This is a genomic window from Microbacterium sp. Bi98, assembly GCF_918698045.1.
In the GTDB taxonomy this organism is placed as follows: Bacteria; Actinomycetota; Actinomycetes; order Actinomycetales; family Microbacteriaceae; genus Microbacterium.
The window spans coordinates 1-25,650 of sequence record NZ_CAKKLK010000004.1; the positions used below are offsets into that span (position 1 = coordinate 1).

23 protein-coding genes are annotated in these 25,650 nt (G+C 67.9%); 16 read left to right on the plus strand and 7 right to left on the minus strand.

The window, feature by feature from the left end; genetic code table 11:
* Both LQZ85_RS08280 and LQZ85_RS08285 read right to left on the minus strand, forming a co-directional pair.
* Positions 1–500: deoxyribodipyrimidine photo-lyase (locus tag LQZ85_RS08280; RefSeq protein WP_230100785.1), on the minus strand; the 500-nt coding region annotated here is incomplete at its 3' end.
* A gap of 56 nt (positions 501–556) precedes the next feature.
* Entirely contained in the window at positions 557–976 is a 420-nt protein-coding gene (locus LQZ85_RS08285; protein ID WP_053096202.1) for a hypothetical protein, read from the minus strand.
* Positions 977–1,077: 101 nt separating this feature from the next.
* Between LQZ85_RS08285 and LQZ85_RS08290 the strand changes: the two genes are divergently transcribed.
* The 3 genes from LQZ85_RS08290 to LQZ85_RS08300 are packed head-to-tail and all read left to right on the plus strand — an operon-like array spanning position 1,078 to position 4,029.
* On the plus strand, positions 1,078–1,437 hold the full coding sequence (locus tag LQZ85_RS08290) for a YnfA family protein (protein WP_056278790.1): 360 nt from the start codon (positions 1,078–1,080) through the stop codon (positions 1,435–1,437).
* 46 nt (positions 1,438–1,483) lie between these two features.
* Positions 1,484–3,484, plus strand: coding sequence for a threonine--tRNA ligase (gene thrS, locus LQZ85_RS08295; protein WP_056278789.1), 2,001 nt, complete (start codon positions 1,484–1,486; stop codon positions 3,482–3,484).
* Positions 3,481–4,029, plus strand: a complete 549-nt coding sequence (locus LQZ85_RS08300; protein WP_053096196.1) for an HIT domain-containing protein — start codon at positions 3,481–3,483, stop codon at positions 4,027–4,029. The genes thrS and LQZ85_RS08300 overlap by 4 nt, the downstream gene beginning before the upstream one ends.
* Before the next feature lie 21 nt (positions 4,030–4,050).
* On the opposite strand, the gene pdxY is transcribed toward LQZ85_RS08300, so the two are convergent.
* Both pdxY and LQZ85_RS08310 read right to left on the minus strand, forming a co-directional pair.
* Positions 4,051–4,902, minus strand: coding sequence for a pyridoxal kinase PdxY (gene pdxY, locus LQZ85_RS08305; RefSeq protein WP_056278788.1), 852 nt, complete (start codon positions 4,900–4,902; stop codon positions 4,051–4,053).
* Positions 4,903–4,948: 46 nt separating this feature from the next.
* Positions 4,949–6,256: an aminotransferase class I/II-fold pyridoxal phosphate-dependent enzyme gene (locus tag LQZ85_RS08310; RefSeq protein WP_053096192.1), complete on the minus strand. Its 1,308-nt coding sequence runs from the start codon at positions 6,254–6,256 to the stop codon at positions 4,949–4,951.
* Positions 6,257–6,370: 114 nt separating this feature from the next.
* Between LQZ85_RS08310 and pdxS the strand changes: the two genes are divergently transcribed.
* From pdxS to LQZ85_RS08335, 5 genes are all read left to right on the plus strand, one after another.
* Complete coding sequence (pdxS, locus tag LQZ85_RS08315) at positions 6,371–7,264, plus strand: pyridoxal 5'-phosphate synthase lyase subunit PdxS (RefSeq protein WP_056278787.1); 894 nt, start codon at positions 6,371–6,373, stop codon at positions 7,262–7,264.
* Positions 7,254–7,859: a pyridoxal 5'-phosphate synthase glutaminase subunit PdxT gene (gene pdxT, locus LQZ85_RS08320; RefSeq protein ID WP_230100786.1), complete on the plus strand. Its 606-nt coding sequence runs from the start codon at positions 7,254–7,256 to the stop codon at positions 7,857–7,859. The genes pdxS and pdxT overlap by 11 nt, the downstream gene beginning before the upstream one ends.
* Before the next feature lie 73 nt (positions 7,860–7,932).
* Entirely contained in the window at positions 7,933–9,396 is a 1,464-nt protein-coding gene (locus LQZ85_RS08325) for a DUF3375 domain-containing protein (RefSeq protein WP_053096186.1), read from the plus strand.
* A complete protein-coding gene (locus tag LQZ85_RS08330; protein ID WP_053099121.1) occupies positions 9,389–10,048 on the plus strand; it encodes a DUF4194 domain-containing protein in 660 nt (219 codons plus the stop codon). Before LQZ85_RS08325 ends, LQZ85_RS08330 begins: the two co-directional genes overlap by 8 nt.
* Complete coding sequence (locus tag LQZ85_RS08335) at positions 10,045–13,398, plus strand: SbcC/MukB-like Walker B domain-containing protein (RefSeq protein WP_056279074.1); 3,354 nt, start codon at positions 10,045–10,047, stop codon at positions 13,396–13,398. Before LQZ85_RS08330 ends, LQZ85_RS08335 begins: the two co-directional genes overlap by 4 nt.
* 15 nt (positions 13,399–13,413) lie before the next feature.
* On the opposite strand, the gene LQZ85_RS08340 is transcribed toward LQZ85_RS08335, so the two are convergent.
* On the minus strand, positions 13,414–14,793 hold the full coding sequence (locus tag LQZ85_RS08340; RefSeq protein WP_230100787.1) for an aminotransferase class V-fold PLP-dependent enzyme: 1,380 nt from the start codon (positions 14,791–14,793) through the stop codon (positions 13,414–13,416).
* Between the two features lie 155 nt (positions 14,794–14,948).
* Here LQZ85_RS08340 and LQZ85_RS08345 point away from each other — a divergent pair, with 155 nt between their 5' ends.
* The 8 genes from LQZ85_RS08345 (at position 14,949) to LQZ85_RS08380 (ending at position 23,558) form a co-directional block, all read left to right on the plus strand.
* Positions 14,949–15,710: a YebC/PmpR family DNA-binding transcriptional regulator gene (locus LQZ85_RS08345; RefSeq protein ID WP_053096182.1), complete on the plus strand. Its 762-nt coding sequence runs from the start codon at positions 14,949–14,951 to the stop codon at positions 15,708–15,710.
* 45 nt (positions 15,711–15,755) lie between these two features.
* Positions 15,756–16,340 carry a crossover junction endodeoxyribonuclease RuvC gene (gene ruvC, locus LQZ85_RS08350; protein WP_053096180.1) on the plus strand — a complete coding sequence of 195 codons (585 nt, stop codon included), beginning with the start codon at positions 15,756–15,758 and terminating at the stop codon, positions 16,338–16,340.
* Positions 16,341–16,349: 9 nt separating this feature from the next.
* Positions 16,350–16,955 carry a Holliday junction branch migration protein RuvA gene (ruvA, locus tag LQZ85_RS08355; RefSeq protein ID WP_230100788.1) on the plus strand — a complete coding sequence of 202 codons (606 nt, stop codon included), beginning with the start codon at positions 16,350–16,352 and terminating at the stop codon, positions 16,953–16,955.
* Positions 16,948–17,973 carry a Holliday junction branch migration DNA helicase RuvB gene (gene ruvB / locus LQZ85_RS08360; protein ID WP_053096175.1) on the plus strand — a complete coding sequence of 342 codons (1,026 nt, stop codon included), beginning with the start codon at positions 16,948–16,950 and terminating at the stop codon, positions 17,971–17,973. The genes ruvA and ruvB overlap by 8 nt, the downstream gene beginning before the upstream one ends.
* Before the next feature lie 75 nt (positions 17,974–18,048).
* A complete protein-coding gene (locus LQZ85_RS08365) occupies positions 18,049–18,468 on the plus strand; it encodes a preprotein translocase subunit YajC (RefSeq protein ID WP_308418036.1) in 420 nt (139 codons plus the stop codon).
* 52 nt (positions 18,469–18,520) lie between these two features.
* Positions 18,521–20,251, plus strand: coding sequence for a protein translocase subunit SecD (secD, locus tag LQZ85_RS08370; protein ID WP_053096171.1), 1,731 nt, complete (start codon positions 18,521–18,523; stop codon positions 20,249–20,251).
* Positions 20,251–21,243, plus strand: a complete 993-nt coding sequence (gene secF / locus LQZ85_RS08375; RefSeq protein WP_056278783.1) for a protein translocase subunit SecF — start codon at positions 20,251–20,253, stop codon at positions 21,241–21,243. The genes secD and secF overlap by 1 nt, the downstream gene beginning before the upstream one ends.
* A gap of 65 nt (positions 21,244–21,308) precedes the next feature.
* Positions 21,309–23,558: a bifunctional (p)ppGpp synthetase/guanosine-3',5'-bis(diphosphate) 3'-pyrophosphohydrolase gene (locus LQZ85_RS08380; protein ID WP_053096167.1), complete on the plus strand. Its 2,250-nt coding sequence runs from the start codon at positions 21,309–21,311 to the stop codon at positions 23,556–23,558.
* On the opposite strand, the gene LQZ85_RS08385 is transcribed toward LQZ85_RS08380, so the two are convergent.
* Both LQZ85_RS08385 and LQZ85_RS08390 read right to left on the minus strand, forming a co-directional pair.
* Positions 23,545–24,096 (minus strand): type IV toxin-antitoxin system AbiEi family antitoxin, encoded by a 552-nt coding sequence (locus LQZ85_RS08385; protein ID WP_053096165.1) that lies wholly within the window; start codon positions 24,094–24,096, stop codon positions 23,545–23,547. The genes LQZ85_RS08380 and LQZ85_RS08385 overlap by 14 nt on opposite strands.
* Positions 24,097–24,157: 61 nt before the next feature.
* Complete coding sequence (locus LQZ85_RS08390; RefSeq protein ID WP_082586592.1) at positions 24,158–25,522, minus strand: DUF349 domain-containing protein; 1,365 nt, start codon at positions 25,520–25,522, stop codon at positions 24,158–24,160.
* Between the last annotated feature and the right edge of the window lie 128 nt (positions 25,523–25,650).

Genomic DNA, 25,650 nt, shown 5'->3' on the forward strand with positions numbered 1-25,650 from the left:
GGGAGGGGCACTCGCGGCGTGGGGAGGGAGAGACATGCCCGCCAGAACGGCGTGAACACCGAGAAGTGGGTGCCGCCGCCGGTCTTCACCGTCCACGGTTCGTGCAGCAGCGACGCCTGGAACGACGTGACCTCGTGGCCGTCCGCGCGCAGCGCCGCCTTGAGCGCGGTGTCGACCTCGCGTTCGGCGCCCCCGTATCGCCGGTTCCAGAAGACGGCCGTCGCGCCCGAGTCTGCGACGGTCTCGCGGACGATGCGTTCGGCAGGACCTCGACGCAGCGTCAGAGTGGCGCCGAGTTCCCGCAGCGCGTCGTCCAAAGACGCGAGGGAGTGGTGGAGCCACCAGCGTGCGGCTCCGCCGAGCGGTCGGATGCCGGGGGACTCCTCGTCGAGGACGAACAGCACGACCAGTGGTTCACCGCGATCGATCGCCGCCCTGAGCGCCGGATTGTCGGCGAGTCGAAGGTCGTCGCGGAGCCAGACGAGCGAGGGAGAGGCCATGGCTCCATTCTGACGGGGTGGACGGAACGAGTGGGCGGGCTTGCGCTGCCGGCTGCTCAGCGGATACGAGGCACTGCGCGCATCCGCGGTCGAGCCGGCTCAGTCGTCGCCCACAGCGCCCAGACGACGAGAAGAGGCTGGAGGAAGAGTCGTCCCAGACGCCGCGCCTCGGTGTCGAGCCCCGGGGTGGACCGGTGAGTGCGCCACTGGTGCACGTTTCCCGGGAACACGGCGACGAAGAACGCGGCGGTGGCGATTCCGACACGCCGTCTCTCGTTCGGCAGCAGGAGCAGCCCGGCGGCGAGGGCGACCTCCGCGGCGCCCGACGCGATGATGATCGCCTCCTTGTCAAGACGAGTGGCCCGAGTCGCCCAGTCAGGCACGACGACGCGGAAACCGCGGGTGCTCGTGAAGTGGACGATGCCGATCGCACCCAGGGCGAGTGCGAGGATCCAGCGCGCCAGTGGTCTGATCATCCGCTCACGCTACCCCGGCGGAATCGGAGCTCACGGGTGTCGCCCGGGCGCGTCGCGGCAGGTCTGCCCGCCCAAGTGGCGGCCTTTGCCACACTGAGTGCATGACCGTCCTGCGCATCAGCATCCTCTTCGTGCTCGCCGCCGTCGCCGAGATCGGCGGCGCGTGGCTGATCTGGCAGGCCGTGAAGGAGAACCGTGGCTGGGTCTTCGCTGTGCTCGGCGTGATGGCTCTCGGTGCGTACGGGTTCATCGCGGCGCTCCAGCCTGACGCGAACTTCGGACGTGTGCTCGCCTCGTACGGCGGGGTGTTCATCGCCGGATCGCTCGCGTGGGGCATCATCGTCGACGGCTTCAAGCCGACCGTCTGGGACTGGGTCGGCTCGGCGATCGCGCTCGTCGGCGCGGCGATCATCATCCTCGCTCCCACGGCGGCGAACACCGAGTCTGACGTGGCGTCGTAGCGGTCAGCGGCCCCCGGGCATGCGAGTAGCCTAGATCCAGACCCAGATGGAGTGTGCAGTGCCTGAAAATGCTCAGCCGAAAGACGGCTTCGCCCTGTTCTCTGACCGTTCAGTCGTCGCCATGCGCGTCAACGGGACCCTCAAGGACCTCGCCGCGACAGTGACGGATGCCGACGAGGTCGAGCCGGTCACGATCGACAGTTCCGACGGGCTGAACATCCTGCGTCACTCGGCCGCGCACGTGCTCGCGCAGGCGGTGCAGCGGATCAACCCGCAGGCGAACCTGGGCATCGGGCCGCCCATCACCGACGGCTTCTACTACGACTTCGGCGTCGACACCCCGTTCACGCCCGAAGACATCAAGGCCATCACGAAGGAGATGCAGCGCATCGTCCGTGAGGGGCAGCGCTTCGTGCGTCGTGTCGTCACGGACGACGAGGCGCGGGCAGAGCTGGCCGACGAGCCGTTCAAGCTCGAGCTCATCGGTCTCAAGGGCGGCAAGGAAGCCGCCGAGGGCGCCTCCGTCGAGGTCGGCGAGGGCGAGCTGACGATCTACGACAACACGACCCGCGACGGCGAGGTCGTCTGGAAGGACCTCTGCCGCGGGCCGCACCTGCCCAACACCCGCATGATCGGCAACGGCTGGGATCTGACCCGCATCGCCGCCGCGTACTGGCGGGGCAGCGAGAAGAACCCGCAGCTGCAGCGGATCTACGGCACCGCCTGGCCGTCGAAGGACGAGCTGCGTGAGTACCAGCACCGCCTCGAGGAGGCCGCCAAGCGCGACCACCGCCGTCTCGGCAAGGAGCTCGACCTCTTCTCGTTCCCCGAGGAGATCGGTTCGGGTCTGTCGGTCTGGCACCCCCGTGGCGGCATCGTCCGCGGCGAGATGGAGCAGCACGCTCGCAGGCGCCACATCGAGGGCGGCTACACCTACGTGTACACCCCGCACATCTCGAAGGAAGACCTCTTCCTCACCTCGAACCACCTCGTGACGTACAAGGAGGGCATGTACCCGCCGATCGTCATGGACGAGGAGCGCGACGACGAGGGCAACATCACGAAGCAGGGCCAGGACTACTACCTGAAGCCCATGAACTGCCCGATGCACATCCTGATCTACAAGGAGCGCGCGCGCAGCTACCGTGATCTGCCCCTGCGGTTCGCCGAGAACGGCACCGTCTATCGCAACGAGCTCTCCGGTGCGCTGCACGGCCTCACCCGAGTGCGCGGCTTCACTCAGGATGACTCGCACCTGTTCGTCACCCCCGATCAGCTCGAGGGCGAGGTCGCGAAGGTCCTGGAGTTCATCCTGTCGATGCTGCGCGACTTCGGTCTCACCGACTTCGAGCTCGAGCTGTCGATGAAGGATGACGAGAAGTCCAAGTGGATCGGCTCGGACGAGTTCTGGGAATCGTCGACCGATGCTCTCCGCCGGGTCGCCGTGGCATCCGGCCTGAAGCTCACCGAAGTCCCCGGCGAGGCCGCGTTCTACGGACCGAAGATCGACCTCAAGACGCGTGATGCGATCGGCCGCACCTGGCAGCTGTCGACCGTGCAGGTCGACCCGAACCTGCCCGAGCGCTTCGAGCTCGAGTACATGGACAAGCACGGCCAGAAGAAGCGTCCGATCATGATCCACCGTGCGCTGTTCGGCTCGATCGAGCGGTTCTTCGCGATCCTCCTCGAGCACTACGCCGGCGACTTCCCGGTGTGGCTGTCGCCCGTGCAGGTCGTGGGAATCCCCGTCGCCGACGAGTTCGCCGACTACCTGGGCGAGATCGTCCAGACGCTGCGCACGCAGGGCGTGCGCGCCGAGCTCGACGCCTCCGACGACCGGATGCAGAAGAAGATCCGCACGCACACGACCGGCAAGGTCCCGCTGCTGCTGATCGCGGGCGAGAAGGATCGCGACGCGGGCACCGTCTCGTTCCGCTACCGCGACGGCACGCAGGAGAACGGCGTGCCGATCACCGATGCAGTAGCGCGCATCCGCGCAGCGATCGATGCACACACTCTCGTGCAGACAGCAGGGGACCTGGCGTGACGTCCTCGGAGTCGTGGGAGGACGCCGGCGAGTTCGCGGGCGTCCCCGACGAGTTCCAGCGGCTCTGGACGCCGCACCGGATGGCCTACATCCAGGCTGGTCCTGAGCCACTGCGCGAGGAGTGCCCGTTCTGCGAGGCTCCGAAGTTCCCGGATGCCGAGCGGCTGATCGTCGCCCGGGGGGAGACGGCCTATGTGCTGCTCAACCTTTTCCCGTACAACTCCGGACACCTGCTGGTGTGCCCGTACCGCCACATCGGCACCTACGACCAGGCAACACCCGAGGAGGTCGCCGAGATCGGGGCACTGACCCAGATCGGCATGCGCGTGCTCCGCGAGGTCTCGCGCTGCGACGGCTTCAACATCGGGATGAATCAGGGTGCCGTCGCCGGTGCCGGAGTCGACGGCCACCTGCACCAGCACATCGTGCCGCGGTGGACGTCGGACGCCAACTTCTTCCCGATCATCGCGAAGACCAAGGCCCTGCCCCAGCTGCTCGGCGAGGTGCGCGAAGCCGTGGCGAACGCCTGGCCGACGACGGCGTAGGCCACGGCTCGGAATCGCGGGTCAGCGCACCTGGCGTGCCGTGAACTGCATCCGAGGGTTCGCGTAGAACTCCTGCGCTTCGACGAGCTGCAGCTCGCGCGCACCCGACTCGAGGGTCGCGGCGAGCAGGTCGAACACGCTGGACGCGGTGCGCTCGAGCGCCGTCTTCGCGTCACCGGATCCGACATAGTGGGCCGTGAAGAGCGCCGCGGTGACGTCGCCCGAGCCGTTCGCCTTCATCGGAAGCCGAGGCGTCTGCACGATCCAGGCTCCTGCGGCGTCGGCCACGAGCATCTCGATCGTGTCGTCCTCACGGTCCGGCCGCTCGACGCTCGTGACCAGCACCGTGCTCGGTCCCATCGCCATGGCCAGGTCGACCGAGGCCAGGGTGGACTCGAGCGTGTCGGGCTCGGTGCCGGTCAGGAACCCGAGCTCGAACTGGTTCGGGGTGATGATGTCGGCAGCCGGCACGACCTTCTCGCGCAGCAGGATCGGGATGGCCGGGGCGACGAAGCATCCTGACTTCGCGTTGCCCATCACCGGATCGCAGGCGTACACGGCGGCGGGATTGGCGGCCTTGACGCGCGCCACGGCGTCGATGATCACATCGCCGATGCCCTCGCCGCCCTGGTAACCGCTCAGCACCGCGTCGATCTCGCCGAACACGCCGCGCTCCTCGATGCCCGTGATGACCTCGCGCACGTCGTTCGGAGAGATGAGCGGACCGCGCCAGGCGCCGTAGCCGGTGTGATTGGAGAAGTTCACGGTGTAGACCGGCAGAACCTCGACGCCGATGCGCTGCAACGGGAAGACCGCGGCGGAGTTCCCGACATGCCCGTACGCGACGGCGGACTGGATGGAGAGGACCTTCATTCCCCGATCCTTTCTTTCAGAGCGGGAATGCTCCCGCGGCGGTGGGTCATCGTGCGGCCGATACGAGGTCGGCGACGAGTGTCGCAGTGTCGTCTTCGGACAGATCATGCACTGTGAGGCGCAGATGGCGCGACGGATCGGCGCGTTCGTCGAGGGCGAAGTCGTCGCCGGTTCGAGCGAGCCAGCCCCGACGCATGAGGCGTTCGGCGACGATGCGCGCCGGCTTCGGCAACTCGATCCACAGGCTCAGACCGTCGGTGGCGGGGGAGTCGAGGCCATGCTCGCGCAGCCGCGACGCGAAGGCCGCATTGCGTGCCGCGTAGTGCTCGCGGGCGTCGGCGATGCGTGCGAGCACCGACTCGTCGGTCAGCTGAGTGAGGGTGAGACGCTGCAGCAGGTGGCTGACCCAGGTGGTTCCGGGACTCAGACGCATGGCGAGGCGCTCTGCCGTGGTGGCATCCGTCGCCGCGATGGCGAGGCACATGTCCGGCCCGAGGAACTTCGAGACCGAGCGAACCAGCGCGAACCGCCGGTGGTCCGGGCCGATCAGCGATTCGTATGGACGCTGCGACAGCATCGAGAAGTGATCGTCCTCGATGATCAGCACGTACGGATGAGCGGCGAGCACGGCGCGCAGCTCCGCCGCACGAGCGGCCGTGAGACTTGCCCCCGTCGGGTTCTGAGCGCGCGGGGTGCAGATCACCGCTCGCACGCCGGCATCCAAGGCGGCGCGCAGCCCCTCGACCGTCATCCCCTGTTCGTCCACCGGCACGGGAACGGCCCGATACCCGCCGAGTCGGACCGTGTGGATGCTCGCCAGGAAGCAGGGATCCTCGAGTGCGACGGCATCGTCGCGCATCAGCGCCTGCGCGAGCAGTCGCTCGACGGCGTCGACGGCGCCGCTCGTGACGGTGATGCCGAAGTCGAGGTGACCGAGATCATGCGCGATCCATTCGCGCGCCCAGTCCTGCAGCCCCGGGTCGATGACGGGCTCGCCGTAGAGCACCGGACGACCGGCCACCGTGGCCAGCGCAGGCGATGGATCGGGGATCAGTCGAGGGTCCGGGTTGCCGGTCCCGACGTCGCGCAGCACCGTATCGGAGGCGTAGCCCTCCTGGGCCACCGACTCGAGACCGGCGATGACCGTGCCGGCGCGACCTCGGGAGATCACGAGCCCGGCCTGAGCGAGCTGTCGGTATGCGGCGACCGCGGTGTTGCGATTGACTCCGAGGGTCGTGGCGAGCTCCCGCACGGGAGGGAGGGGACTGCCGGCGCGCAGCACACCGCGCTCGCGCAGACCGCGCACGCTGTCGGCGATGTCCGCTGCGGTCGTTCCGGTGATCTGGTCGCTCATGTGTCCTCACCACCGATTCTAGGTCGTTCCGGACAGTGCTACTGTTTGGCCTAGATCAAACGAGACATCGTTCGACACACTCATGCACATCGTGCTTCCCCGACAGGAGCTCTCATGACCGAACAGACCACCACCGGATCCTCGCGCGTCAAGCGCGGTCTCGCCGAGATGCTCAAGGGCGGCGTGATCATGGACGTGGTCACCGCCGATCAGGCCAAGATCGCCGAAGACGCGGGCGCCGTCGCCGTCATGGCGCTCGAGCGGGTTCCCGCCGACATCCGCGCACAGGGCGGTGTCTCGCGCATGAGCGACCCCGACATGATCGACAGCATCATCGCGTCGGTGTCGATCCCCGTCATGGCGAAGGCACGCATCGGCCACTTCGTCGAAGCGCAGGTGCTGCAGGAGCTCGGCGTCGACTACATCGACGAGTCCGAGGTGCTCTCTCCCGCCGACTACGTGAACCACATCGACAAGCACGGCTTCGCTGTGCCCTTCGTCTGCGGTGCCACCAACCTCGGTGAGGCGCTGCGCCGCATCAATGAGGGCGCGGCGATGATCCGCTCCAAGGGTGAGGCCGGCACGGGGGATGTCTCCGAGGCGATGAAGCACATCAGGAAGATCCGTGGCGAGATCGCGGCTCTCACGGCTCTTCCGAAGGACGAGCTGTTCGTCGCGGCGAAAGAGCTGCAGGCGCCGTACGAGCTCGTGGCCGAGATCGCCGAGACCGGCAAGCTCCCCGTCGTGCTGTTCGTCGCGGGTGGCGTCGCGACCCCCGCGGATGCAGCGATGATGATGCAGCTGGGCGCCGACGGCGTCTTCGTGGGCTCGGGCATCTTCAAGTCCGGCAACCCGGCGGAGCGCGCCAAGGCGATCGTCAAGGCGACCACCTTCTTCGATGACGCCAAGGTGATCGCCGAGGTCTCACGCGGACTCGGCGAGGCTATGGTCGGCATCAACGTCTCCGACCTCCCCGCGCCGCACCGCCTGGCCGAGCGTGGCTGGTAGTCCACGGGTCGGCGTCCTCGCGCTGCAGGGCGACGTGCGCGAGCACGCCGCCCTGCTCGCGGGACTCGGAGCCGAGGTGGCGCTGGTGCGCCGCCCGGAGGAGCTTGCGTCTGTCGACGGTCTCGTCATCCCCGGCGGCGAGTCCAGCGTGATCGACAAGCTGTCGCGCACATTCGGGATGCAGGAGCCGATCAGGGACGCGATCGCTGCGGGACTCCCCGTGTACGGGACATGCGCCGGGCTGATCCTTCTCGCCGATGAGGTACTCGACGGCATCGAGGGACAGCAGTCATTCGGCGGCCTGGACATCGCCGTACGCCGAAATGCCTTCGGACGCCAGACGGAGTCCTTCGAGATGGACCTCGACGTTCCGGCGCTCGGTGAGGTGCCCGTGCACGCGACGTTCATCCGAGCTCCGATCGTCGAAGGCGCAGGCGAGCGGGTCGAGGTGGTCGCCTCGCTTCCGGACGGCAGAATCGTCGCCGTGCGGCAGGGGCCACTCGTCGGCACCAGCTTCCACCCCGAGGTCGACGGCGAGACGCGCTTTCACGAGCTGTTCCTCGCGGGAGTCCGGGAGCGCACCTCGCGCCGTTGACGCCATGCCGTGCGACCCGCCACGGACCGGCGCGTGACAGGCGAGGGCCCGAGGTCGGACTATTCTCGTTCGAGTGACTGGATCCAGGGCTGAGGCCGCGTATGCGCGTGCCGTCACCGCATTCAGCACCCCGACACTCGATCTGCTGCACGGTCGGTTCGCCCCGTTCGTGGTCGCGTCGCTCACTCTTCTGTTCACCGCCGACCGGGCGTCTGTCGCGGTCGCGGATGCGCACGCCGAGCTGGGCGAGGTGCTCGACGAACTCCGAGCGGCGGGGTACGACGACGACAGGCGCCTTCCGTCCGGGAGCGGCCGGGACGTGTGCCGGAACTGGGTGCGCCTCGGCTGGCTGATCCAGCAGATCGACGACGACGTCGAGGTCTACCGCCTGTCTGCGCATGCCGTCGCAGCACTCGAGATATCCGGCCGCACCGGCGGAGGGCGCACGCGCGTGTCGAACTCCCGCGTGCGCACCCTCCTCGACGCGGTCGACCACCTGTCGGTGAGCGCGGAAGTCGACCCGGTCCGGCGGCTGGCGCGGCTGTATGACGAACGCGATCTGCTCGACGCAGAGATCGCTCGCATCCAGGAGACCGGGCATGCCGACCCTGCCGACGATGAGGAGCTCCTCGAGGAGGCCGAGAACGTCCTGCACCTGGCACGCGAACTGCCCGCCGATTTCACGCGCGTCGCCGAGTCGCTCAGGTCGATGCAACGCGACGTCGTCGCCCACCTGCGCAGGGACGAGAGACCGACGAGCGAAGTGCTCCGCGAGTATCTGCAGCGCGCCCAGGATGTGATGCAGTCGACACCGGAGGGGCGCGCGTTCGCAGGAGCCCTGCGTCTGATCGGCGACCCCGATCGCATCGATGCCCTCACAGAGCAGCTTCGCGGACTGCTCGGCCGGCCCTTCGCCCGTATGCTCGACGGCGCGCAGCGCGCCGAGCTCGACGCCATCGGTCGACGCGTAGAGCAGGGGGTGGAGGAGGTGCTGGCCGCGCAGCGCCGCGCTTCGCACGTGATCACCGGCCAGGTGAAGACCCACGATCCGCTGCGCGATCGTCAGATCGACGACCTCCTGCGCGACGTCATCGCCGGGCTCCATGGGTGGTCCGGCCCGGCGACGGTCGTCGACCCGGTGCGCAGCATGCCGCTGATCGATCTCGGGCATCTGCGTCAGACCACCAGCGATATCCGCCCGCCGCGTGCACCGGCGCCCCTCGCCGACGCCGATGACGTCGACTTCCTCGATCATGACACGCGCGCCTGGGGCGGTCCGAGATATGCCGAGCTCGAGGAATACGTCGCCGGACTGGGGACGGACTTCGACCTCGCCGATGCCTTCCGGTCGGTGCCCGACGCGGCTCGGCGCCCTGTCGATCTGCTCGGTCTGCTCGAGATCGCGCACCGGAACGGCCTCACCGAGGGAGATGGTATCTCGACGGTCGAAGCATTGCGCCCGGACGGCACGAGCAGGCGATTCGCATTCGGCGCCGTGACCGCCCGCAGCACGAAAGAGGATTCAGATGATGAGTGACGACGACCTCACCACAGCCGGCGCGGATGAGGGGTTCATCGCTCCGACGGCGATGGAGGACGACCTCGAGGCGCACTTCCCCGGCGATCGCGGCACGCTCGATCCCGAGATCAGACGCGTGCTCGTGCACCTGCTCCAGCGGCGTTTCATCTCGATGGAGCGCAACCGACGTGAGTGGACGCTGCTGCTCGAGCACCAGCAGGTGATCGAGTCGCGGCTCAACGACATCTACCTGCGTCTGATCATCGATCACGCCAGAGGGTTCGCGTACAAGCAGCAGCTGCGCTCTGACGAGGTCGAGATGCCCGTGCTGCTGAAGGACTCTCCGTACTCGCGCGCCGAGACGCTCGTTCTCGTGCACCTGCGGACCGTCTACCAGCGCGAGTCCGCGTCCGGCGAGGGTTCAGTGCGGATCGACATCGAGGACGTCGAGCAGACCGTGCTGAGCTACTTCGCGGACGTCGACGGCGGAACCGCGAAGCAGCAGCGCGCCATCCGCAGCGCATTGGATCGGCTGGATCGAGAGGGCATCGTGCAGGAGGAGACCAGCGGACGCTACCGGATCACCGCGCTCGTCGAGGTGGTGCTCAGTGCGGAGACGCTCAAGGAGCTGCGGGAGTGGCTGCGATCCCAGGCGGTGGTGGCGCGATGACGATGATGGACACGCTCTTCGGGATGATCCCCGCGAGCTCACGCGGTCAGCAGTGGGTCGCGGAGGAGCTCCAGCTCATCAACTGGGGCGGCTACGACGGCGGTCCCCACCGAGTGCGGTTCTCGCCCGATGCGACCCTGCTGTGCGGCGGATCGGGGTCGGGCAAGTCGACGCTCATGGACGGCTACATCGCGCTGATGATGCCGCACACGACGCCCTTCAACGGCGCGTCCAACGGCGGCGTCACGGGCCGTCCCCGCGGCGACGAGCAGCGGAACATCCTGTCGTACGGGCGCGGCAAGATCGACGAGTCCCGCACCGAGGAGGGGACGAAGCTCCGCGTGCTGCGCGGCGACGGCGAGGACACCTGGAGCGCCGTCTCGATGACGTGGTTGGATCACGACGGCTCGCGCTTCACGGCGGTGCGCGGGTGGTACATCCCCGCGGACGCCCGCACCCTCGAGGACACCACGCGATTGCGGGCCACGATCGACGGCGCCTTCGACCTCTCGCAGCTCGAACGCGCTGCGGTCCAGCGACTCAGTGACGCGTCGGTGCGCGCCGTCGGGCTGGAGCCCGTGGCGACCGACCGCGAGTTCTCGGCTCGACTTCACGCCGTGCTCGGCATCGGCGCGGCCGGTTCGGGGGCGAAGGCGATCAGTCTTCTGGCCCGCATCCAGGCCGGTCAGCAGATCACGACGGTCGACGACCTCTACAAGAAGCTCGTGCTCGAGGAGCCCGAGACGATGGCGACCGCGGACGCGGTGGTCGCTCATTTCGATGAGTTGGAGAGCACCCGGACGCGGATGCTCGTCGCCAAGCAGCAGGTGGCGGCTCTCGAGCCGATCCGCGAGATCTCGCAGCGCATCGCGGCGGCGTCGGCGCGGATGAGCGTCGTGGACGAGGTCGGGGTCTTCTCGGAGCCGACCTCCCTCGCGTCCCTGTGGAGCGCCGAGCGCCGCCTCGATCTGCTGCGCGAGGTGGAGGCGGATCTGCGTGACCGCACCCAGGCGCTGCAGCTGGCCGTCCGCGAGAAGAACGCACTGATCGCCGCCGCCGAGGTCGAGCGGGAGGGGCTGCTCGACGTCCTGCGGCAGTCCGGAGGCGACCGCCTCGAGACCGCTCAGCGCGAGCTGCGGGGTGTCGAGCGCCGACTGGAGGACGTCCAGCGCGAGCGGGCGCGCTTCGACAGCGTCGCCAGGGAGCTCGGCGCCGAGGTGCGCACCGCATCCGATTTCGAGGAACTGCTCGCCCGCGTCGGCCGGGAGCTCCCGCAGAGCGGACTGCGCGGAGCCCGCGCCGCCTTCGCCGATGCAGAGTCGTCACGCCGAGCGGTCGAGAGCGAGCTGAGTCGGGCGCGTGCCGAGCAGGACCGCACCCGTGAGCTCCGCGGGAGCATTCCCGCGCATCTGCATGAGGCGAGAACTCTCCTCGCCCAGGCGGCCGGGCTCACCCCGACGGATCTGCCCTTCGTCGGTGAGCTCATCGAGGTGCGCACCGAGTTCGAGCCCTGGCGGGACGCGTTCAACCTCGCCCTCGGCGGGTTCGCGCGGACATTGCTCGTCGATGTCGCGGACCTCGGGCGGTTCCGTGCGGCCATCGAGTCGGTGCGCATCGCTGAGCGGATCAGCTACGAAGGCGTCCCGACGGGCGTCGCCGAGTCTCGGACGGCGGACCCCCGCACGCTCCCCGGTCGTCTCGATCACCGATCGACGCCGTTCACCGGATGGCTTCAGCAGCGACTCCGTGAGCGGTTCGAGTACGTGTGCGTGGACTCGTCGACCGAGCTCGCCGAGCACCCTCGCGCGCTGACGCTCGCGGGGCAGGTGTCGCACGGAGACCGCGGGTCCCATGGCGGGCATGGCCGGGCGAACATGCTCGGATTCTCGAACGCGCGCCGTCTTCGCGAGCTCGACGAGCAGATCAGCCAGCTCGAGAGCCGCCGCGATGCTGCGACTCAGGCCGCTGCGGACGCCGAGGCCGACCTCGACCGGATCGAGGCGACGTCCAAGGCGCACGCGAAGATCGAGGACCTCACCTGGGATCAGATCGACGTCGAGGCCGTCACGGCGGAGCGCGCGCGATGGGTCGCAGTGGAGGCGGAGGTCACCGACGAGAACCCGAAGATCGCCGAGCTGAAGTCGCAGGCCGAGGAGCTCAGAAGACGGGTCGGCCGTCTGCGCGACGAGAGCTCCCGACTCGGGGGAGACCTCACACTCGCTCAGGACCGTTGGGTGGAGGTCACCGACCAGGTCGACGACTGTCAGCGGATCGTCGATGCGGCTGAGGCGGCCGAGATCGCGCTGGAGGAGCGGCATCGTTCGTTCCTCGACGCGCGCTTCCTCGGAGCAGACGCGGCCGTCAGCGTGACGGCGTCGGAGCGCCTCGCTCACCTCGACGCCGCATTGCGCACGGCCGCGACCAGATTGCTCGAGGATCGCACGTCGGCAGCCGCGGCACACGCCGAGCAGCGTGAGCAGATGCGACGCCTGATGACCGGCTTCCTCGAGCGCTGGGATACGCTCACGATCCTCCCCGACCCCGACGAGTCGGTCGCGGAGTTCGAGAGCATCCTCGTGGCGCTCGAGACCAACGGCCTGCACGAGCTGGAATCCGAATGGCGAGACAGCCTCCTCAAGCTCTCCGGAAACGATCTGACGAGCCTGGATTCGACGCTGGGTCGTGCACTGCGCGAGATCAAGAACCGCATCGACCCGATCAACAGGATCATGGAGGAGCTGCCGTTCTACGACGATGATCACCGTCTTCAGATCACACCGCGCGAGAACCAGTCCGAGGCGCGCAGGCGATTCCGCAAGGAGCTTCGCGAGGTGCGCAGTCTCATCGACGCAGCGGAGACGGATGTCGATCGTGAGAGCGTCTACCGGAGGATGAGCCGTCTCATCGGTCGGATGCGACGCACGGCTCCCGACTTCGCCGAGCTCATCGACGTGCGCAACCATGTGCGGGTGAGCGCGGAGCGGGTCCATGCGACGACCCGGGAGCATGTCGCGCTCTACGACCACATCGGCGAGAAATCGGGTGGAGAGTCGCAGGAGCTGGTCGCCTTCATCGTGGGCGCGGCACTGCGCTACCAGCTCGGCGACGCGGGTGCCGAGCGTCCGAGGTATGCACCCGTGTTCATGGACGAGGCCCTGATCAAGGCGGACGCGCACTTCACGAAGCGTGCGATCGGAGCATGGCGGGGTCTCGGCTTCCAGCTCGTGATCGGTGCGCCGAACGACAAGTACAGCGCCATCGAACCGCATGTCGACGTGGAGTACGACATCCTCAAGGACACGCGCGGCCGCTCGTGGGCACGGCCGAAGGTCGGTCTGCCCGCCGAGTGACACCGGCGATAATGGTCAGCGCGACACGAGAGTTCGGATCGCGCCGACCGTGCGGTCGATGTCGTCCCGGGTCGTCGCCCAGGACGACATCGAGCAGCGCAGCGCAGCGCGACCTCTCCACTCGGCCCCGGTCACAGCGGCGGTGCCCTCCACGAGCACGGCCTCACCCAGCCGTCGCGTCGCCTCATCGGAATCGAGACAGAACATGACCTGCGTGTAGTCGACGTCGTTGAGGATGCGGATGCCGTCGATCGTCGTGAGCCCGTCGGCCATCGCCACCGCGTTCTCGTGCAGCCTGTCGATCAGGTTCGAGATGCCGTCCCGTCCGAGGCTGCGCATCGCCGCCCACGCGGGCACGCCGCGTGCGCGACGGGACAGTTCCGGCGTCACGTCCCACGGGTCCAGACTCGTGTAGATGAGGTAATCGCCACCCGTGCGGAACGCGGCGATGGAGTCCGCAGGGTCGCGGACGATCGCCATGCCGCAGTCGTAGGGCACGTTGAGCGTCTTATGCGCATCTGTCGCCCACGAATCGGCGTCGGACATGCCCGCCGTCAGCGGCTGCAGCGACTCGGAGGCCGCAGCCCAGAGGCCGAATGCGCCGTCGACGTGCACCCAGGCTCCGTGCCGATGGGCTATCGGTATGAGGGCTGCGAAGTCGTCGAATGCGCCGGTGTGCACTTCTCCGGCCTGTAGACAGACGATGGTCGGTCCTGAGCCGTCCGCGAGGACGCTGTCCAGGGCGTCTGGTCGCATGCGCCCCTGCGCGTCGGATTCGACGGCAGTGATGCCGGTGCGTCCGATCCCGAGGAACCGCGCTGCACGGTCGATCGACCCATGGCGGTCGGCACCTACGACGAAGCGCATCTGCGGAGATCCGTGCAGTCCCTTCTCGCTGAGGTTCCAGCCGACTCGAGCGAGAACGGCGTTCCGTGCCGTCGCGAGGCAGGTGAAGTTCGCCATCTGGCCGCCGGTGACGAATCCGACGCTCGCGTCGTCGGGCAGGCCCAGGATGTCGAGCATCCACCGGCCGGCTATGCGCTCCAACGCCACGGTCGTCGGCGTGAGCAGGGCGGATCCCGAATTCTGGTCCCAGGCGGACACGAGCCAGTCGGCGGCGAGGGCAGCGGGATGCGTGCCGCCGATGACGAACCCGAAGAATCGTCCTCCGGGGATCGCGACGAGACCGGGGTCCGCCCGCGACACGATCTCGCCGATCACCTCTTCCGGGTCCATGCCTTCGGCGGGCAGGGGGCCGCCGAAGGCGTCGAGCATCTCGGCGAGGGTCGCCCGCGGCCACACCGGTCTGTCGTCGAGCGACCCGAGGAACTCGAGTGCTGCTCGGTGGGCGGCGTCCAGTCCGCGGATCCTGTCATCGTCGACGCTCTGGTCCATGTGTCAGGACTACACCCACGCCTGACCTCACACCAGAGCGATCACGGGAACAGGAGGCCGCCGCTCCGTGTGCGGCCACAGGCCGCGGGCATGGTTCGATAGAATGGACGATGCCCTGGGCCGTGCCCACGGGCGGATACGACGAGCGGAGAATTATGTCCGGGCATTCCAAGTGGGCCACCACGAAGCACAAGAAGGCCATCATCGACTCCAGGCGCGCCAAGTCCTGGGCCAAGCTCATCAAGAACATCGAGGTCGCGGCCAAGCTCGGCGGAGCCGACCTGCAGGGAAACCCGACGCTGTTCGACGCGGTGCAGAAGGCGAAGAAGACGTCGGTCCCGAAGGACAACATCGATCGCGCAGTGAAGCGCGGCGCGGGCATCGGCGGCGAAGCGGTCGAGTACACCTCGATCATGTACGAGGGGTACGGACCCAACGGCGTCGCGATGATGATCGAATGTCTGACCGACAACAAGAACCGTGCTGCGGCCGAGGTCCGCACTGCTCTCAGCCGCAACGGCGGAACCCTCGCCGACCCGGGCAGCGTCGCCTACAACTTCAGCCGCAAGGGCGTGATCGTGGTCGGCTCCGAGGGGACCACCGAGGATGACGTGATGATGGCCGCGCTCGAAGCGGGGGCCGAAGAGATCGAGCCGCACGCCGAGGGCTTCGAGATCATCACCGAGGCGACGGATCTCGTGACCGTCCGCAGCGCGCTGCAGGAGGCGGGAATCGACTACGAATCCGCCGACGTCGAGTTCGTGCCGAACCTCAAGGTCGAGATCGACGCCGACACCGCTCGCAAGATCTTCCGCCTCATCGATGCACTCGAAGACAGCGAGGACGTGCAGAACGTCTTCACCAACTTCGATCTCACCGCCGAGGTGCAGGCCGAGCTCGAGAACGACGACGCGTAGGCGCGCCGACCGCGTGCCGTCGGACGAGACGCTTAGCCTGGGGGAGTGACCTCCTCCTCGCTTCGCGTGCTCGGCATAGACCCGGGTCTCACCCGGTGCGGCGTGGGGGTCGTCGACGTCGACCGGGCTCGACGAGGGACGCTGGTGCATGTCGGAGTCATCCGCTCGGCGCCCGATCTCCCGATCGGCGAACGACTCGCGATCGTCGCCGCGGGCATCCGAGAAGTGCTGGAGCTCCATCGGCCCGACGCTGTCGCGGTCGAGCGCGTGTTCGCGCAGCAGAACAGTCACACGGTGATGGGCACCGCCCAGGCGAGCGGCGTGGCTCTGCTGCTCGCTGCTGAGGCAGGACTCCCGGCGGCCACGCACACTCCGAGCGAGGTCAAGGCGGCGGTCACCGGCTACGGCTCGGCGGACAAGCGTCAGGTGCAGACCATGATCGCCCGGATCCTGCGCCTGGATGCGCCGCCGCAGCCGCCGGATGCCGCTGACGCCCTCGCGATCGCGCTCTGCCACGCGTGGCGTCGGGGCGCAGCGGGGGTCCCGGGTGTGGATGCGCTCACCCCGGCCCAGAAGGCTTGGGCCGACGCGGAGCGTGTCGCTCGAACATATCTACGATCGGGTGCGTAGGCTGGGCGGATGATCTCCTCGCTGCACGGCGCTGTCCTCCACTCGACCGCCGATCAGGTCATCATCGACGTCGGGGGAGTCGGGTTCTCCGTCTCGGTGCCCGCAGACGTGGCTCACACCGCGACCGTCGGCGAGAAGCTGATGCTGCACACGAGCCTCATCGTGCGCGAGGATGCGCTGTCGCTCTACGGTTTCGCCGACCGCAGCGAGCTGGAGATCTTCGGTCTGCTGATCAGCGTGACCGGCGTCGGGCCGAAGTCGGCGCTGGGGGTGCTGTCGCATCTCACCGTCGACCAGATCGCGGAAGCCGTGACATCGGAGGATGACGCCCCGTTCCGCCGTGTCTCGGGTATCGGCCCCAAGACCGCCAAGCTCATCGTCCTCCAGCTCGCGGGCAAGGTGCATCCGGTGGGCGCGGCGTCGAAGCCCGCCGCGAACGGACCCGTCGACGTCGTCGATCAGGTCGCTGCCGCGCTCGTCGGTCTGGGGTGGTCCGAGAAGGTCGCCGCCGAGGCCGCCGCGCAGACGGCCACGGAGGCCTCTGAGGCCGAGCGGGCAGCCGTCGCACCGCTGCTGCGCCGCACCCTCGCACTGCTGGGGCCGGCGCGTGTCTGACATCCGCGACGCTGCCGAGCCCTCCGACGACACCGAGCTGGCGATCGAGGGAGCCCTGCGACCCACGAGCCTGGGTGAGTTCGTCGGTCAGCAGAAGGTGCGGGGGCAGCTCCAGCTGCTCCTCGATGCCGCACGGATCCAGAATCGCCCGCCCGACCACATCCTGCTCGCGGGCCCGCCCGGGCTCGGCAAGACCACGCTGGCGATGATCGTCGCTCACGAGAGCGAACGTCCGCTGCGCCTCTCGAGCGGACCGGCGATCCAGCACGCCGGCGACCTCGCCGCGCTCCTCTCGAGCCTCGTGCCCGGCGAGGTGCTGTTCATCGACGAGATCCACCGGATGGCGCGGTCGGCGGAGGAGATGCTCTATCTCGCGATGGAGGACTTCCGCATCGACATCATGGTGGGAAAGGGCGCGGGGGCGACCAGCATCCCGCTGGACCTCGCACCGTTCACGCTCGTGGGTGCGACGACGCGCTCGGGTCTGCTGCCGAACCCGCTGCGGGATCGCTTCGGCTTCACCGGTCACCTGGAGTTCTACGAGGAGGCGGAGCTCGAGCGCGTCATCGCACGCTCGGCCCTCATGCTGGGCGTCGATCTGCCGCGGGATTCACTGTCGGAGATCGCCCGTCGCTCGCGCGGCACTCCTCGTATCGCGAACCGCCTGCTGCGTCGAGTGCGCGACTATGCGCTCGTTCACGGCGGCGGCGCGGCCTCCCTGGTCGGGGTCAAGGCGGCGCTGGAGCTCTACGACGTCGACCCCATCGGACTGGACCGCCTCGACAGAGCGGTGCTCGAGGCGCTCGTTCGGCGCTTCCGCGGGGGTCCCGTGGGGCTCAGCACGCTCGCGGTCGCCGTGGGCGAGGAGGCCGAGACGGTCGAGAGCGTCGTCGAGCCCTATCTCGTGCGCATCGGATTCCTGGGTCGCACACCTCGAGGTCGCGTCGCCATGCCGGAGGCCTACAGCCACCTCGGCATCGCGCACCCGGACGGGGCGCTCCGACTTGATGACCTATAATCGCTGAAGACTTCCCCTGATAGAACTGCGCGACCGTCCTGTGGTGCGCGCACCTGAGAAAGGCCCTTTGCCACCATGCCCATGGAAATCCTCCTCTTCGGCCTTCTCGCCGTTCTCGTCGTCTTCATGTTCGTCAACGGACGCAAGCGCCAGAAGCAGATGAAGGCTGAGCAGGAGGAGAAGGCGACCAAGACCGTTCCCGGGGTCAAGGTGCTCCTCCAGGGTGGTATCTACGGCACGATCGTGGCCTACGACCACGACGACCTCGACTCGCCCGCGCTCGTCGAGATCGCTCCCGGCACCGTCATCGAGGTGCACAGCCAGGCGATCCTGCGCATCGTCGAGCCCAAGGACGCGATCGAGACCGACCCGGCAGTGCTCGCCGCCGAGGATGCACCGATCGTGAACGACGTTCCCGTCGTCGACGACGCTCCGGCCCTCGAGACTCCCGAGGAGACCCGTCGCCGCCTCGAGCGCGACGCCGACGACAAGTAGCCTTCGCGCTGCACCACCTCGGCACTCCGGCATCTTAGAAAGCTGATCACACGTGGCCACTTCTTCCCCGGTCCGTCATGCCTGGCGGGTCCTCATGGGCCTGCTCCTGGTGACGGGCGTCCTCTTCGGCATCAACGCGCTCGGCGTCCACGTGTTCGAGAAGAGCTCCTGGACCCCTGAGCTCGCGCTCGACCTGCAGGGCGGCACGCAGATCGTGCTCAGTGCCGAGACCGAGGACGGCGCTGCGCCCTCCCCGGAGCAGCTCGATCAGGCGGCCGCGATCATCCGCCAGCGCGTCGATGCGTCCGGTGTGGCCGAGGCCGACATCACCACCGAGGGCGGCCGCAACATCGTGGTGCAGATCCCGGGTGTCGCAGACGAGCAGACGCGTGCGCGCATCCAGTCCAGCGCGCAGCTGGAGTTCCGCCCGGTGCTCGCCACGACGGCCGGCACCAATCAGTACGTGGGTGAAGACGGCAACGAGACGGCGTATCCGACCCCGGACGACTCGCTGAACGCGACGCCGACGGCCGAGCCGACGGATGCGAGCGACCTCGCCTGGGTGACCGACAGGCTCGCCGCGGAGTTCCAGGCCTACGACTGCGCCAACCCCGAGAACGACCCCTCGAATGCGCCCAAGGACCAGCCGCTCATCGCGTGCGATCCCTCGGGCCAGGCGAAGTACCTCCTCGGTCCGACCGAGCTCACGGGTGACGCCATCACCGACGCATCCGCGGGTCGCGACCCGAAGACGGGCGCGTGGCTCGTCCAGCTGACGATGAACGGCGACGGCGCCGAGGCCTTCGGCGAGGTGAGCACCCGCCTCAACCAGAACCGCCTCGCGGAGCTCTCGCCGCGTGATCAGTTCGCCTTCGTCCTCGACGGATCGGTGATCAGCGCACCGCGCATGAACGGACAGATCCTCGACGGTCGCCCGAGCATCTCGGGAGACTTCAACCAGGAGTCGGCGACGGCCCTTGCCGACCAGCTCAAATTCGGCGCCCTGCCCCTGAGCTTCGAGGTTCAGAGCTCCGACACCATCTCCGCGACCCTGGGCACCCAGCAGCTTCAGATCGGTCTCATCGCGGGCCTCATCGGTCTCGCACTCGTGGCGATCTACTCACTGATCGTCTATCGGGCGCTCGGCTCCGTGATCATCGCGTCCATCGCGGTGATGGCGGTTCTGACGTACATCATCATCTGCATCCTCGCGTGGCGATTGGGCTTCCGCCTGTCGCTCGCCGGCGTCGCGGGCCTCATCGTCTCGATCGGCTTCACCGCCGACTCGTTCATCGTGTACTTCGAGAGGATCCGAGACGAGCTCCGCGACGGAAAGTCGATCACCTCGGCGGTCGAAGACGGCTGGGGCAGAGCGAAGCGCACGATCTACATCTCGAAGTCGATCAACATCCTCGCGGCAGTGGTGCTGTACATCCTCGCGGACTCCACTGTGAAGGGCTTCGCCTTCACTCTGGGGCTCACGACCCTCATCGACGTGTTCATCTTCGTGATCTTCACGCACCCGGTGATGCAGCTGCTCGCCCGCACCAAGTTCTTCGGCGGAGGCCACAAGCTCTCCGGTCTCGATCCCGAATCGCTCGGTGCGGTGTACCGCAGCCGATCGCAGTTCCGTCAGGTGTCGACCGCCACCGCGGGCCGCGGCGCGAAGAACGCCAGAGCCAAGGGCGAAGCCGAGCGCCGTCAGACCATCGCAGAGCGCAAGCGCGCCGAAGCACTAGCCGGTGAGAGAACCACCCGCACCGGAAGCGAGGGGGACGCCTGATGGCTTCCATGAACGAGTTCGGTAACAACCTCTACACGGGAAAGACGTCCTTCCCGTTCGTCGGCAAGCGCCGCCTGTGGTTCATCATCGCGATCGTGCTGGTCGTCGGCTCGGCGCTGGTGCCGCTCATCCGCCCGATCCAGTTCTCGATCGAGTTCACGGGCGGGTCGCAGTTCACCGTGCAGGCGCCCGACAGCTTCGAGCAGGAGACCGCGAAGACCGCGGTGCAGTCGGTCGTACCCGGCGCGGCGACCAAGGTCGTCGTGGTGGGCGGCAACGACATCCGCGTCCAGACCGATCAGATGAGCGCCGCCGAGACGCAGCAGGTCTCCAACGCCCTCGCCGATGCCTACGGCGTCGAGCCCGAGAGCGTGACCTCGTCGTTCATCGGACCGGCGTGGGGTGAGAACGTCACCAAGCAGTCCCTCTGGGGTCTCGCGATCTTCCTCGCACTGACGTTCCTGATCCTCGCGATCTACTTCCGGACGTGGAAGATGTCCGCGGCAGCGATCCTCGGCCTGCTCGACGTCCTCGTCATCACGGTCGGCGTCTACGCCCTGGCCGGGTTCGAGATCTCACCGGCCGCGGTCATCGGATTCCTGACGATCCTCGCCTACTCGCTGTATGACACCACGGTGGTGTTCGACAAGATCAGGGAGAACACCACGGAGGACGGCGAGAACTCGACGCGAACCTTCGGCGAGTCGGTCAACCTCGCGGTGAACCAGACGCTCATCCGATCGATCAACACCTCGGTCGTCGCCGCACTGCCGGTCGGCGCGGTCCTCTTCATCGGAGCCTTCTGGCTGGGCGCCGAGTCCCTCACGGACATCTCGCTCTCGATCTTCGTCGGCATCCTGGTCGCGACCTACTCGACCCTGTTCGTGGCCGCGCCGCTCTACTCGCTCTTCCGCGAGAACGAGCCGCAGATCGCGGCACGAGATGCCAAGATCCGCGAGGCGCGAAGCCTCGCGACCGCAGAGACCCGATAGTCCCCGCTCCGCGGGGCCGCACCCCGTGGAGCACGCGTAAGCTGTTGTGATTCGGAGGTGAGCGGATGGCGGAACCGCAGACGGCGTCGCAGGGCTCCAGCCTGAGACGACTGGTTCCCCGCATCTTCTCCCGCGCGCCCAGGATCAACGACCTCGACAATCTGATCCGCACGGTCCGTGCGAATCACCCGCGAGGCGATCTCGCCGTCATCGAGCGCGCCTACGCCGTGGCCAAGGAGAAGCACACCGGCCAGCAGCGCCAGAGCGGCGAGCCCTACATCACGCACCCGCTCGCCGTCGCGCAGATTCTCGCGGAGATGGGCCTGGGTCCTCGAGCCATCGCTGCGGCGCTGCTGCACGACACCGTCGAAGACACCGGCTATGCGCTCACCGACCTCACGGCGGAGTTCGGCGACGAGGTCGCGATGCTCGTCGACGGCGTCACCAAGCTCGACAAGGTCAAGTACGGCGAGAGCGCCCAGGCCGAGACCGTCCGCAAGATGATCGTCGCGATGTCGAAGGACATCCGCGTCCTGCTGATCAAGCTCGCCGACCGCCTGCACAACGCCCGCACGTGGGGATTCGTCCCGCCCGAGAAGGCTGCGAAGAAGGCCAAGGAGACGCTCGAGATCTACGCGCCTCTGGCCAACCGCCTCGGTATCCAGGCGATCAAGTCCGAGCTCGAGGACCTCTCGTTCGCCGTGCTGCATCCGAAGATCTACAACGAGATCCACAACCTGATCGCCCAGCGCACCCCGCAGCGCGAGAAGTACCTCGCTCAGGTCGTCGAGGAGATCGACGAGGACCTGCGCGATCTGCGCATCCGAGGCAAGGTCGTCGGGCGTCCGAAGCAGCTGTACTCGGTGTACCAGAAGATGGTCGTACGAGGCCGTGAGTTCGACGACATCTACGACCTGATCGGCATCCGCGTGCTGGTCGCGTCGGTGCGCGACTGCTACGCGGTGCTCGGCGCCATCCACGCGCGCTGGACGCCGCTGCCCGGTCGCTTCAAGGACTACATCGCCACCCCGAAGTTCAACCTCTACCAGTCGCTGCACACCACGGTGATCGGACCGTCGGGTCGGACGGTCGAGATCCAGATCCGCACGCACGAGATGCACCAGCAGGCGGAGTACGGCGTCGCCGCGCACTGGATGTACAAAGAGCGGATGAACGGCGGCAAGACCGAGGTCCGCGCCGCCGACAACGACATGGCGTGGCTCGCGCACATCTCGGACTGGCAGGCCGAGACGGCGGATCCCGGCGAGTTCCTCGACTCTCTGCGCTTCGAGATCGGCGCGAAAGAGGTCTACGTCTTCACGCCGAAGGGGCGCGTCGTCGGGCTACCGGCGGGTGCGACGCCGGTCGACTTCGCGTACGCCGTGCACACCGAGATCGGCCACCGCACGATGGGCTCGAAGGTCAACGGGCGCCTCGTGCCGTTGGAATCGGAGCTCAAGAGCGGTGACGTGGTCGAGGTCTTCACCTCGAAGAACCCCGACGCCGGCCCTAGCCAGGATTGGCTCGGCTTCGTCAAGAGCACCCGCGCACGCAACAAGATCCGCGGATGGTTCACGAAGGAGCGTCGCGAAGAGGCGATCGAGCAGGGCAAGGAGGCCATCGCTCGCGCGATGCGCCGCCAGAACATGCCGCTGCAGCGCCTGATGAGCCAGGACTCGTTCGCCGAGGTCGCACATCAGCTCCGCTATGAGGACGTCTCTGCGCTGTATGCCGCCGTGGGCGAAGGTCACGTCTCCACGCAGTCCGTGCTCGAGAAGGTCACCGCGCTGGTCGCGGCGACCGATCCCGCCACAGGTCCGATCGACCTCCCCGGCAGCATGCCGTCGCGGGAGCCACGGGCAGGGGATTCGGGTGTCCTGGTGCGCGGAGCATCGGACATCCTCGTGAAGGTCGCGAAGTGCTGCACTCCGGTTCCCGGAGACGAGATCGTCGGTTTCGTGACGCGTGGTAGCGGCGTGTCCGTGCACCGCACGGACTGCCCGAACGTCAAGGCGCTCGCGAGCGAGGAGGACCGCTTCGTCGAGGTGTCGTGGGCCCCGACGACGAAGAGCGTCTTCCGGGTGCAGATCCAGGTCGAGGCCCTCGACCGTTCGGGGCTGCTCTCGGATGTCACCCGGGTGCTGAGCGAGCATCACGTCAACATCCTGTCGGCGACCGTCAGCACCACCGACGAACGCCTCGCCATCAGCCGCTTCGTCTTCGAGATGGGCGATGCCGTCCACCTCGACCGGGTGCTGAACGCGGTGCGTCGCATCGACGCGGTGTATGACGTGTACCGCGTCACCTCGTCCTGACGAGAATCCTCTCGAGCGCGCCGCGTCCGGCGCGCTTTCCCGGCACGCGGGTCATGCGCTCGAGCTCCCGAAGCGCAGCGGATACGAGATCGGGTTCGGCGTCGGCGAGGAGCACCATCCACCGATGCAGGGATCCGTCGCGGTGGAGTCCGAGAGCGAGATCGACCATGGTGCGCTCCGGCGTCATCACCGGTACGCCGCCGATCACGACGAGATCCGACGGTGGCAACGCTGTGTCATGAAGGATCACTCGTGCGGGCAGTGCGGGGCGGATCCGATGGCTCACTGCGCGCCGGACGTGATGGCGTGCAGGGGGAGTGTCGCCGGCACCGTGGATCCAAGCTGCCGTCGGGCCGGAGGCGGCCGTGTCCGCAGGGACGAGGGGCGCGAGCGCGGCTGCTCTCGCGCTTGCGCTCTCGACGAGATCGGCGGGGATGTACCCCTCGCCCAGATCGACGAGATGCCCGTCGAGCCTCGCCGCGCTGAGTTCGGGGATCGTGAGGCGTTGGCCGGGCAGATACAGGAACGCGGGATGCATCACGCCAGTCTGGCGCGGTGCATCCCGCGTACTGATTCGATCCGGAGATCTGTGGAGAAGGTCAGCCGCCGAGGGCGTTGAGCCAGGTGCGGCGCGCTTCGAGTGCATCCGCCGCGGCCTTGGCGGCCTTCTTGTCTCCCGACTTCTCTGCGGCGGCCAGCTCGGACTCGAGCTTCTCGATCGCCTCGAGCAGCTGCGAGCTCATGTCGTTGGCGCGTGCCTTGGTCTCGGGGTTGTTCTTCTTCCAGTCGACCTCTTCGCGTGCCTTGAGCGCCTGCTCGATCACACGGAGACGATCGTCGAGAGCGCGCTCCTTCTCGCGGGGGAAGATGCGGCCGATCTCATCCCACTGGCGCTGGATGCCGGTGAGCAGCGCGCGGGCGCGCTTGATGTTCGGCTCGTCTGCGACTGCCTTGGCCTCTTCGAGAAGGGCCTGACGCGCTTCGATCTTCGGGGCGGAGTCCGCCTCTTCAGCCGCCGACTGCTCGGCACGAGCGGAGTACAGCGCGTCGCCGGCTGCCTTGAATCGCGCCCAGAGCGCGTCGTCGGCCTTGCGACCAGCGCGACCGGCGGCCTTCCACTCGTCGAGCAGACTGCGATACGCGGGGATGCCGTCGACTCCGCGAGGAGCGAGAGCCTCCGCGCGCTCGACCAGCCGCGTCTTGGCGTCACGAGCGGTCTTGTGGGTGTCGTCGAGCTCGGAGTAGAACGCGCGGCGTGCCTTGTCGACGGTGCCGCGCGCATCACGGAACCGCTTCCAGAGCTGCTGGGACACCCCCTTCGACAGACGAGGGCCGTTCTGCTGCTGCGCCTGCCACGCGTCGAAGAGCTCGCCGAGCTCGGCGGTCACCTGCTTCCACTGCACCTTCGAGAGGTCGCGGGCTGCGATCTCCTCGGCGCGCTCGACGAGAGCCGTGCGCTCGGCGATGGCCTTGTCGACCAGCTCCTTGGCCTGCTGGGCCTCCTGAGCGGTCGCCTCGGAGAGCGAGGAGGTCAGGGTGTTCAGACGCTCACGGAGTCCGGCGAGGTCGCCCACAGCGGCAGCGTCGGTGGCCTCGGTGAGAAGATGACCGGCCTGCTTGACCAGGTCACCCGCAGACGCGCCGCCGGCCTGGTGACGCTGCTCGAGCGTGTGCACCTTGAACGCGATGTCCTCGTACTTACGCACGAAGTAGGCGAGTGCCTCGTCGGGGGTGCCGTCGGGATACTGCCCGACCACGCGCCACTCGTCGCCCTCGCGAACCTCGACCGTGCCGTCTTCGGCGACACGGCCCCACTTCGCTGCCTCGGCACTCGATGCGGAGGTCGCGGGCGATGCTGCGGCTGCGGGAGTCGCTGCAGTGGGCTTGGTCAGCTTTCGCGGCAGCGGCGCTGCCGGGGGAGCGGGAATGGGGGGAGTCGGCTTGGACGGCTCAGACACGGTGATTCTCCTTGCGCGGTAGGGCCCGCGGGAGGCGGAAAGGACGAGCTTCAGCCTAGTACGAGAGCGAGGTTGCAGTGTGGTCGTCGAACCTCACAATGGCCGTTACCGTTCTGTGAGCGAATCGTTCGACG

Bases quoted from the DNA above. Each gene is read 5' to 3' on its own strand.
- LQZ85_RS08285 (WP_053096202.1), bottom strand. From the start codon at position 976: ATGATCAGACCACTGGCGCGCTGGATCCTCGCACTCGCCCTGGGTGCG.
- LQZ85_RS08290 (WP_056278790.1), top strand. From the start codon at position 1,078: ATGACCGTCCTGCGCATCAGCATCCTCTTCGTGCTCGCCGCCGTCGCC.
- thrS (WP_056278789.1), top strand. From the start codon at position 1,484: ATGGAGTGTGCAGTGCCTGAAAATGCTCAGCCGAAAGACGGCTTCGCC.
- pdxY (WP_056278788.1), bottom strand. From the start codon at position 4,902: ATGAAGGTCCTCTCCATCCAGTCCGCCGTCGCGTACGGGCATGTCGGG.
- LQZ85_RS08310 (WP_053096192.1), bottom strand. From the start codon at position 6,256: ATGAGCGACCAGATCACCGGAACGACCGCAGCGGACATCGCCGACAGC.
- pdxS (WP_056278787.1), top strand. From the start codon at position 6,371: ATGACCGAACAGACCACCACCGGATCCTCGCGCGTCAAGCGCGGTCTC.
- LQZ85_RS08330 (WP_053099121.1), top strand. From the start codon at position 9,389: ATGAGTGACGACGACCTCACCACAGCCGGCGCGGATGAGGGGTTCATC.
- LQZ85_RS08335 (WP_056279074.1), top strand. From the start codon at position 10,045: ATGACGATGATGGACACGCTCTTCGGGATGATCCCCGCGAGCTCACGC.
- LQZ85_RS08340 (WP_230100787.1), bottom strand. From the start codon at position 14,793: ATGGACCAGAGCGTCGACGATGACAGGATCCGCGGACTGGACGCCGCC.
- LQZ85_RS08345 (WP_053096182.1), top strand. From the start codon at position 14,949: ATGTCCGGGCATTCCAAGTGGGCCACCACGAAGCACAAGAAGGCCATC.
- ruvA (WP_230100788.1), top strand. From the start codon at position 16,350: ATGATCTCCTCGCTGCACGGCGCTGTCCTCCACTCGACCGCCGATCAG.
- LQZ85_RS08365 (WP_308418036.1), top strand. From the start codon at position 18,049: ATGCCCATGGAAATCCTCCTCTTCGGCCTTCTCGCCGTTCTCGTCGTC.
- secF (WP_056278783.1), top strand. From the start codon at position 20,251: ATGGCTTCCATGAACGAGTTCGGTAACAACCTCTACACGGGAAAGACG.
- LQZ85_RS08380 (WP_053096167.1), top strand. From the start codon at position 21,309: ATGGCGGAACCGCAGACGGCGTCGCAGGGCTCCAGCCTGAGACGACTG.
- LQZ85_RS08385 (WP_053096165.1), bottom strand. From the start codon at position 24,096: ATGCATCCCGCGTTCCTGTATCTGCCCGGCCAACGCCTCACGATCCCC.